Below are 9498 nucleotides of genomic sequence, written 5' to 3' on the forward strand. Positions count from 1 at the left end.
TCCTCCTTTGTGGTTTTGGCGGTAATTACAGATTTTTACCTCCCACAAGTATGCTCTACGCATACCTTTCTATTATACACTATTTTCTTCCGAATGCAAGAAAAAATTTCATTTCTATCACACTTTTTTTACTTTTGTGATAAAATGGAGGTATGTTAATAAAAGTTGCTTCCCTTGTATTTATTTTTTTGACCCTGATTCTCAGTGGGATTATTATTCGAGTCTTTAAACTGCGTCGATATGGTTGGAATTTTGCCGACCTGGCTTTTCCTCTTTTTGCGCTAGAATACTATTTAATTTCAGATGCGGCTTACTATCATAATTTGTTGCCGCAATTGCTATTGGCCTTGTCCCTCTTAGCTATTGGCTTAACCATTTATTTTTTGAAAAAGAGACATAGCTTTTATTATCCGAAATTTTTTAAATACTTTTGGCGAGCAGGCTTCCTCATTACTTTCTTCCTTTACCTCATTATGACGATCAGTCTCTTCATCTGATCTATAGCATCAATAAAACGGTATGAACTAAAATCATAGTTCATACCGTTTTTCTATTTGTTTCTGGACTTATGCAGACGGGTCACTAAGGAATAAATAAGACGATTCATCAACCACAAGACTCCTTCCATGACCAGTCCTAGGACAAGGGTCATGATCCAGCCAGTCAGATGAAGATGGCTGAGATTAAAAATGGAAGAAAATACAAAAACCGACAGGCAAAATCCAGCTATATTCAGAAGGATGATGCCCAATTTTACATGATTAAAGGGGAGGCTGAGTTGGTATACTTTTGTAAAGCCAATCAAAGCCAGCAAGTAGATAGAGATGGTCGAAATTTCTCCCTGACTTAATGCAAGGAAAGGACCCAGAATCACAAGGAAAAGGACTGATATGAGATTGGTCAAGGCAGCTGGAAGAGCTTGCTCTATCACGGTTTCAATAAAGTCTCCTTCTATCCGGGCACGATTCTTCTCCAAGGCAAGCAAGAAACCGGGGATTCCAATGGTAAATCCACTGATCAAGGACATCTGAGAAGCCTGGATGGGATAGGTGAAACTAAATAGAATGGCCAAAATAGCCAATAAAATTGAAAAGATATTCTTGACCAAAAAGAGACTCGCCGAACGTTGAATATTGTTGACCACTCGGCGACCTTCATCCACAATAGATGGCATGTGAGAGAAGTCTGAATCTAAAAGCACAACCTGGGCCACCTTTTTGGTCGCATCATGTCCCGTATTCATGGCAATACTACAATCAGCCTTTTTCATAGCAAGGATATCATTGACCCCATCTCCTGTCATTCCAACCTTATGACCATCCGCCTGCAAGCTCTCTACGAGAATTTGTTTTTGTTCTGGACTAACTCGTCCAAAGACGGTGTAGGTCCGTGCCGCCTCTACTACCTCCTCACGCGTCTTGAGCTGACTAGCATCGACCACTTGATCCGCATGAGGAATACCTGCTTTTTGAGCAACGGCAGCAACTGTCACAGGATGATCCCCTGAAATAACCTTGATGGTCACCCCTTGTTTTTGGAAATAAGCAAAGGTTTCAGGAGCAGTCGATCGTACAGGATTCTCCAAGACCAAAGCTAGGAGGGGAAGGACTGGAGCTTCTAATACTTCCGTCAATTGCTCCCCCTGGTAATGCCCCAAAATAAGGACACGCGCCCCTCGTTCAATCTCTCGCTGCCAGACTTCTTGGTAAGCATCGAGATCATCTCGAAGCAAAACATCCGGCGCCCCTAACAGGTAGATCCCTTCTTGGAACTGAAGGCCCCCAAATTTCTTCTTAGATGAAAAAGGAAGACGGTCTTGAACGGTCCATACTTGGGTGGGTTGGACTGAGTGATACTGCCGAATGGCCGTAATAGTATCATTCTGATCCTCACTTGCTTGGAGATAGTGACTTAATATTTCTCTGCCTTCTTTTTCAGCTAGTGCCAAGGGGAGGAGCTCACTCACCTGCATCCTGTGTTCGGTAATGGTTCCCGTCTTGTCTAGACAAAGGACGTCGATACGAGATAGGGTTTCAATCCCCTTCATACTGTTGAGTAGGACCTTTTGAAGGGCTAAACGGGTTGCTCCAAGCACCAAGGCCAGGGTCATTAAGAGGTAGAGCCCTTCTGGAATCATCCCAATGATGGCACCGACCATGGAGGTAATGCTAACTTTGAGGGAGTCTTGATTTCCTAGATAACTCTGCAAGAACAAGAGCAAGCCAATCGGGATGAGAATCATTCCGATCATTCGGACGAGACCATCCACAGCATGAACCATTTCGGATTCTTCGTGTCCCTTGACTTTCTTAGCAGATAGACTCAGCTGATTAATATAAGATGCATCTCCTACTTGTTCCAAGACGGCAACTGCTTGACCTGAGATAACAAAACTTCCTGACATGAGTTTCTGATTCTCACCTTTAGGGATTTCATCTGCTTCACCTGTTAATTGAGACTCATCGACCATGATCGAGCCATCCAGAACCTTGGCATCCGCATAGATCTGATCCCCTGCTTGGAACAAGACGACATCCCCCTCTACCACCTGGTCGACAGGAAGATCCAGCCGTTCTCCTTCACGAATCACTCGAGCTTTCTCCACTTGAAGGAGGCGCATCTTATTCAAAATCCGACGGGACCGCAATTCTTGAACAATCCCAATCAAGGAGTTAACGACCACAATGGGAACAAATAACATATTGTTCCAAGACCGTACTAGTATCAATAAGATAGCTAGAATACCAAAAACCAGGTTGAAATAGGTAAAAACATTTGAATAAATTATCTCTCTGGTCGACTTTTCTGCCGTGATGGTTACTCGATTTTGTTTGCCTTCTCTAATTCTGCTTTGGACTTGCTCATTCGTTAGTCCGCCATATCGCTTCTCTTCCATATTTTCTTCTTTCTTATTTCTGTATCTAGTTTAGCAAAAGGAATGTCTTCTGGCTTGAGACTAGAGACCGAAGATTTTTTATACCTACTCGTGGAGTTCCAGAGGCAAGCCATCTGGATCAAAGAAGAAGGCCATTTTGCGCCCATCAAAATCATCCACTCGTAGCTCTGTATGAGGGATCCCTAATTGGTCAAACTCTACTAAACAGGCTTGAACATCTTCCACTCGAAAAGCAAGATGACGAAGACCTGTATGCTCTGGATGAGGGAGAAAGGGTCTCTTTGGGGCATCTGGTTTGATAAATATTTCCAAGATCAGATTTCCCTTTCGAATATTAAAGAGAATATCCTGCTTTTCTGGCCGATGGTGTTCGTCTAAAGGTTCAAAGCCTAATTTATCTACATAAAATTCTCTGGTTTTGTCATAATCGTGGCCAATAATGGCAATATGGTGAATGGTATCGAGGTGCATCTGCTATCCTTTTCTTTTTATTGTAAAGAAAACCTGCCCCTTTTACAGGCAGGTTTTTGCTATTGTCAAATATCTCATTCCTTCTTCGTTTAAAGAAAGATTAATTGGTCTGCAAGACCTTTCTTGGCTTGGTTCCTTCAGCTGGTCCGATGACACCTGCTGCTTCCAAGTCTTCCATGAGGCGAGTCGCCCGATTAAAGCCAACTGATAAGCGACGCTGAATCATCGACGCACTGGCTTTTTGGGTCTCGATCACGAGCGCTTTGGCCTCTTCAAAGAGAGGATCGCCTTCATCAGAGCCACCCATACCACCATCAAAGTCCGACTCTGATACTTCGCCTGGATCAAAGGCATCATCATAATCAGCTTCTGCCTGCTCTTTAACAAAGTTCACAATCCGCTCCACATCATCATCTGAGATAAAGGACCCTTGTAGACGAATCGGATGATTTTCATCGATCGGTTTAAAGAGCATGTCCCCACGACCGAGCAATTTCTCCGCCCCATTTTCATCCAAGATGGTCCGTGAGTCGGTCCCAGATGATACCGCAAAAGCAACACGGGAAGGTACATTGGCCTTGATCAAACCTGAAATAACATCAACCGATGGCCGTTGGGTCGCAAGGATCATGTGGATCCCTGCCGCTCGCGCCTTCTGTCCAAGACGAATAATAGCATCTTCCACTTCTTTACTTGCCACCATCATCAAGTCTGCCAACTCATCGACAATGACCACAATCAATGGAAGTGGTACTTGCTTCATCTCAGACTGGGTATTGTACTCCGCAACCTTGGCATTAAAGCCAGCAATATTCCGAGCACCCACTTTCGAGAAGAGTTCGTAGCGATTTTCCATCTCATCGACAACCTTTTGTAGGGCCCGACTGGCCTTGCGTGGGTTGGTCACCACTGGGATCAAAAGGTGGGGAATATCATTGTAGACAGAAAGCTCCACCATCTTTGGATCGACCATCATAAACTTAACTTCGTCCGGACGGGCCTTCATCAAGATACTCGAAATGATCCCATTAACCGCAACCGATTTACCAGATCCGGTAGAACCAGCTACCAAGAGGTGGGGCATCCGGGCCAAATCAAAGGTCCGAGCTGAACCATCTACAGCCTTCCCAAGAGGAATCTCAAGGAGTTTAGCTGGGTCTGTTTTGGACTGCTCCCACAATTCACGGAAGGAGACCGTCGCAATCTCTGAATTGGGCACTTCAATTCCGACCAGAGACTTCCCTGGAATCGGTGCTTCGATCCGCACATCCTTGGCTGCTAGGGCCAAGGCTAAATCATCTGCTAGGTTGGAGATGCGGTTGACCCGCACACCGACAGCCGGCTTGACCTCATATTTGGTGACAGAAGGACCGATTTCCGCCCGTTCCACTGTCGCCTTGATGTTAAAGCTTGCAAAGGTTTCTTCCAGAATGCGGATATTTTGGCGAACGATGTTCTTCTCTTTGGATTGGTTTTTCGGTTTGTCAGGTGCGAAGAGATCAATCGTTGGAAGTTTGTACTGAAGGAGTTCCTTAGGTGTGAAGTCCACAGTGACTTCTTCATCCATATCCTCCTCAGGAAGTTCTTCCATTTCCTCTGGATTGTCTTCTGGCCAGTCTTCCGAATAACCTTCTTCTTCATTTGGTAGATAGATTTGAGGGTAGGACTCCTCTACAGGCGTTTCTGCTTCGATCACAGGTTCCATGACCTCACCTGTCTCAAGATCTACAGGATAGCCTTCTGTGCTCACGGGACTAGCTTCTGCAAGTTGCTCGATGCGGGCAGCCTCCTCTGCTTCTGCTTGAAGGACTTTCTTCTCTTCACGCTCGACAAAGCGCTCTTGACGACGAATTTCCCGTTTTTCCATAAAGGAGTGAAAAGCTGCGACAGCCTGCTCATACAAGTCATAAACCGAATAAGAACTCATCAAGAGAAGTCCTAGTACGATCAAGAGACCTCCAATGAAATAAGTCCCGATGTTCGAAAGCAAGAAGGCAATCGGCGTGTACAAGATAGCACCCAGTAAACCACCTCCTGCAAAAGAAGAGACGCGAAGGTGCACGAGGTCCCCTAAAATACGTGATAGGGTTGGCCCTAAAGAAGAGCCTTCAAGTTTCAAGAGGGAGACAAAGTAAGCTTGATAGATCAGTAGCAAGCCTGCAAAAAGACTTAAAAAGCCAGACAAGGTTCCCTCATGCTTTTCAATCCATTTGAAAAAGAAGAGGTAGAAAATAACAGCCGTCATTGCGACATAAGCCAAACTACCTACCAAGAGCCGGATAAGGTTGTAGGTCACTATGCCTAAGGCTCCTAATCGTAAAAAGGCGAAAATGAAGACGAGAGTTAAGACAATCGTCATGATCATTCGACGAATTGCTTTTTTTCTTTCTATTTCTGCTTTAGACAGTCGTCTCGTCGACCGTGTTTTTTTTGATTGATTATTGTTTGCCATAACCTTTATTATACCACATTTCTAGACTAGTTCTCTAGTAAAATCCTTTTCTGCGATTTACGAAAACAACAAGAAAACAGTACCACTCAGATACTGTTACTTATAGATTTTTCTTGGGATGGCGGTCGATGATGGCTTGATGCTCTTCCAAGGCTTGCTTTCCTTTCTCCGTCAACTGATAGCCCCGAACCGAGAACTGTTGTGCTAGCTCTTCCTCTGTAAAGTGATTCGCCAAAGCTTGGTTCAAATCGGATGCTTTCATCTTGGACAAGCCAGCGACTCCTTTCTTTTTGAGAATGGCTTTTTTCATGGTCGCATTGATGTGGTCCAGCGAATCAAAAGCGGATTCGATACAAGCATACCCCTTATCTACCAAAACTTTCACATGTTCCGGCGCATGAATCCCATAGGTGTATTCAAAGTACTTAGGAAACCAAGTCTCTGTCGTAAACATTCCAAAGTTGATCCGCCACAAGAGAATGATATCCCCCTCAAGTAAGCTGTCTTGGAGGAGCTCCATCTTTCTCTTCGAAACGGGCTTAGGATCCACCAACCAAGCTCCCAAATTCCTATCAGGCGAAATATAGGGTTCCACCTCATGATCTACATAATATATCTGAAATAGTAGGCATCTGTTTCTCCATTTTGATCATCTCTCTCTTGAACTAATTAAAACTTCATTTGAAAACATACTGTTATGTAGGGTGATTCCTATTTCGATTGGAGAGGACACAGATGATTGACCTCGTTCTCCAAGTATTGTTTAGCCTTTCGAACGATATAGAGCGACTCATCTTCTGAAACTAACTTGCGAAAGAGCTCTTCCGCTCTAGACTTATCGCCTTTAAGAGTAGCATTCAAGGCTTGGTAGTAGATAATCTCTAACTGCTGGTATTTGAAATCATTGCTTAAATCTTCGAAATAGTCATTGCTTTGGTGGGCAATGGTTAAATCATAAAGAGCGAGACAGACCTTTCTTGTTTTCTCAGCTAGTGTAGGGTCTGTAATGGTCAATCCATTTAACTGAGCCTCTAGCTCCTCTCTAGACAAATCAGGATCTGTTAGGACGATTGATCGCATGAGATAACTCTCAAAAAAGTTCTTATATTTTTGCGGTAGTTCCTTCTGACTGAGTGCTTCTCTAGCTTCTTTTATGACAATATCGAAATCTCCCATCATAAAAGAATAAGCGACTGATGTCAGCTTCATATCGATCTGTAAAATGGGCTTTTTCACATTCTTGTTCAACTGAAGGTATTGCTGCCAAAAAGCTAAATCTAAGTCTACATGGAGCAAGGTGTTGCACTTGTTGGTGTAGCTCTTCTTAAGCAAGTAGATAAATAAAAACAAGCCTGCAAGGACCAATAAGAGGCCAGCAGTCTGAAGAAGGGTATCTCTGACCACGAACCCAATGCAAATAATCAAAAGCATTGCCAAGACGCCTGCAGATCTAATATAGAGTCTATAGTTTTTGCGTAGAGTTTTATAATCCATCATTTAGCCTCCTATCCATGATTTGTTTTATTTTAGGAATTCGTTCATTTTCCAACAAAACGACTTACCTCCCATCATACCTCATTTTTCATAGGCCCGCAAGCTGAATATCGCCTCATCCAAAGGATAGATTTGAATCAAATGGAAAATTAAGGTACAATAGAGGGTAGACTAATGTGTTGAAAGGATTAATATGAAAAAATTAATTGCCCTACTTGTATTTTCCGGTTTAGCTTTGGCAGGATGTGGCTCTAATCAATCAGATACAAAGACATCCTCTAGCTCGGCTTCAGAAACTAAGCAATCAACTACTTCTAGCGTAGATGCTAGTGAACAAAAGAAATTAGATCAGCTTCGTAAGGATATCCAAGATGCGATGACCAATGAAAATGCGGTCTTTCCTCAGCTCTCCAACGAAGTTGCTGAAGATGAAGCTGTCGTGAAAATCACGACCAACAAAGGGGACATTACCGTTAAGCTCTTTCCGAAATACGCACCTTTAGCCGTTGAGAATTTCTTAACCCACGCTAAGGATGGCTATTATAATGGCCTCCTCTTCCACCGCGTGATTAATAACTTTATGATCCAAACAGGAGATCCTAAAGGAGATGGTACAGGTGGTGAGTCCATTTGGAAAGGAAAAGATAGCTCTAAAGATTCAGGAGCAGGCTTTGAAAATGAATACTCTCCTTACCTCTACAATCTTCGTGGTGCTTTAGCCATGGCCAATTCCGGTCCAAATACAAATGGTAGCCAATTCTATATTAACCAAAATAAAGAAGACTGGTCCAGCAAGCTTCCAACTGAGCGCTTCCCTGCTAAAATCATCGAAGCCTATAAGAATGGTGGAAACCCTACCCTTGATGGTGGGAACTACACTGTCTTTGGACAAGTCATCGACGGCATGGATGTAGTCGACAAAATTGCCGAAGTTGAAACGGACGACAAAGACAAACCAAAAGAAGATGTCAAAATTGAAAAAATGGAAATCGTAAAAGACTACGATTTCAAGAAATAAACAAAAGAGAACCTCGCGGTTCTCTTTTTGTGTTTACGTCAATTCATTAAAGTCCCAGATTTGGTCCATCCAGCCTTCATAGAAGTCTGGCTCGTGGCAAACCATGAGGATCGATCCCTTGTACTCTTTCAGAGCCCGTTTCAATTCTTCTTTGGCATCCACATCCAAGTGGTTGGTCGGCTCGTCTAGTACCAAGACATTGTTTTCACGGTTCATCAAGAGACAGAAACGTACCTTGGCTTGCTCTCCACCGGATAACACCTGGATTTGGCTCTCGATATGTTTAGTGGTCAAGCCACAACGGGCAAGGGCAGCACGGACTTCTGCTTGATTGAGAGCCGGAAATGCATTCCAGACTGCCTCTAGCGGCGTCTGACGATTGCCACCTTCGACCTCTTGTTCAAAGTAGCCAAGCTCTAGGTAGTCTCCACGCTCGACTTCACCAGCGATTGGTGGGATGATTCCCAGCAAGCTCTTCAAGAGAGTGGTTTTCCCGATTCCGTTGGCCCCGATGATGGCCACCTTTTGATTGCGTTCAAAGGTTAGATTCAAAGGTTTGGTCAAAGGACGGTCATAGCCAATCTGGAGATCCTTGGCCTGGAAGATAAAGCGTCCAGGAGTCCGGGCATTTTTAAATTCAAAGGAGGGCTTTGGTTTCTCACTTTGTAACTCAATGAGTTCCATCTTGTCCAGCTTCTTCTGACGAGACATAGCCATATTCCGTGTAGCCACACGTGCCTTATTGCGAGCTACGAAATCTTTCAAATCAGCAATCTCTTTTTGTTGCCGCTCATAAGCCGCTTCCAATTGCGATTTCTTCATTTCATAGACTTCGAGGAATTGGTAGTAGTCTCCGGAATAGCGGGTCAACTGCTGATTTTCCACATGGTAGACGATGTTGATCACATCATTCAAGAAAGGAATATCGTGGGAAATAAGGACAAAGGCATTTTCATAGTTCTGCAAGTAGCGTTTGAGCCAATCGATGTGCTCCGCATCCAAGTAGTTGGTCGGCTCGTCCAAGAGAAGGATATCTGGTTTTTCAAGGAGCAATTTAGCCAAAAGGACCTTGGTCCGCTGCCCACCTGAAAGGGCCGTCACATCGGTCTCCATGCCAAAGTCCATGACCCCAAGAGCACGCGCCACTTCATCAATCTTGGCATCCAA

The 9498-nt window shown here is 43.9% G+C and carries 8 protein-coding genes; 2 read left to right on the forward strand and 6 right to left on the reverse strand.

Features of this window, described 5'->3' with window-relative positions; translation table 11 throughout:
* Positions 1-152: 152 nt before the first annotated feature.
* A complete protein-coding gene (locus RCH62_RS07900; RefSeq protein ID WP_135782627.1) occupies positions 153-497 on the forward strand; it encodes a DUF3397 family protein in 345 nt (114 codons plus the stop codon).
* Between the two features lie 53 nt (positions 498-550).
* On the opposite strand, the gene RCH62_RS07905 is transcribed toward RCH62_RS07900, so the two are convergent.
* The 5 genes from RCH62_RS07905 to RCH62_RS07925 all read right to left on the reverse strand — a co-directional run bounded on the left by RCH62_RS07905 (position 551) and on the right by RCH62_RS07925 (position 7313).
* Positions 551-2896, reverse strand: coding sequence for an HAD-IC family P-type ATPase (locus tag RCH62_RS07905; RefSeq protein WP_306474973.1), 2346 nt, complete (start codon positions 2894-2896; stop codon positions 551-553).
* Positions 2897-2980: 84 nt separating this feature from the next.
* A complete protein-coding gene (locus RCH62_RS07910; RefSeq protein WP_306474974.1) occupies positions 2981-3367 on the reverse strand; it encodes a VOC family protein in 387 nt (128 codons plus the stop codon).
* A gap of 100 nt (positions 3368-3467) precedes the next feature.
* Positions 3468-5819: a DNA translocase FtsK gene (locus tag RCH62_RS07915; protein ID WP_306474975.1), complete on the reverse strand. Its 2352-nt coding sequence runs from the start codon at positions 5817-5819 to the stop codon at positions 3468-3470.
* A gap of 100 nt (positions 5820-5919) precedes the next feature.
* Positions 5920-6435 (reverse strand): hypothetical protein, encoded by a 516-nt coding sequence (locus tag RCH62_RS07920; protein ID WP_373689712.1) that lies wholly within the window; start codon positions 6433-6435, stop codon positions 5920-5922.
* A 95-nt stretch (positions 6436-6530) separates the two neighbouring features.
* On the reverse strand, positions 6531-7313 hold the full coding sequence (locus tag RCH62_RS07925) for a hypothetical protein (protein WP_373689713.1): 783 nt from the start codon (positions 7311-7313) through the stop codon (positions 6531-6533).
* A 193-nt stretch (positions 7314-7506) separates the two neighbouring features.
* On the opposite strand from RCH62_RS07925, the gene RCH62_RS07930 reads away from it, so the two are divergent.
* The gene (locus RCH62_RS07930) at positions 7507-8331 is read left to right on the forward strand and encodes a peptidylprolyl isomerase (RefSeq protein ID WP_126404655.1); all 825 of its coding nucleotides are present in this window, start codon (positions 7507-7509) and stop codon (positions 8329-8331) included.
* A gap of 33 nt (positions 8332-8364) precedes the next feature.
* On the opposite strand, the gene RCH62_RS07935 is transcribed toward RCH62_RS07930, so the two are convergent.
* A partial coding sequence (locus RCH62_RS07935; RefSeq protein WP_306474977.1) for an ABC-F family ATP-binding cassette domain-containing protein occupies positions 8365-9498 on the reverse strand: 1134 nt, incomplete at its 5' end.

The organism is Streptococcus sp. (genome assembly GCF_030825805.1).
GTDB lineage: Bacteria > Bacillota > Bacilli > Lactobacillales > Streptococcaceae > Streptococcus.

Coding starts and splice junctions, on each gene's coding strand:
- RCH62_RS07905 (WP_306474973.1), bottom strand. CDS start 2,896: ATGGAAGAGAAGCGATATGGCGGACTAACGAATGAGCAAGTCCAAAGC.
- RCH62_RS07930 (WP_126404655.1), top strand. CDS start 7,507: ATGAAAAAATTAATTGCCCTACTTGTATTTTCCGGTTTAGCTTTGGCA.
- RCH62_RS07910 (WP_306474974.1), bottom strand. CDS start 3,367: ATGCACCTCGATACCATTCACCATATTGCCATTATTGGCCACGATTAT.
- RCH62_RS07900 (WP_135782627.1), top strand. CDS start 153: ATGTTAATAAAAGTTGCTTCCCTTGTATTTATTTTTTTGACCCTGATT.
- RCH62_RS07915 (WP_306474975.1), bottom strand. CDS start 5,819: ATGGCAAACAATAATCAATCAAAAAAAACACGGTCGACGAGACGACTG.
- RCH62_RS07925 (WP_373689713.1), bottom strand. CDS start 7,313: ATGGATTATAAAACTCTACGCAAAAACTATAGACTCTATATTAGATCT.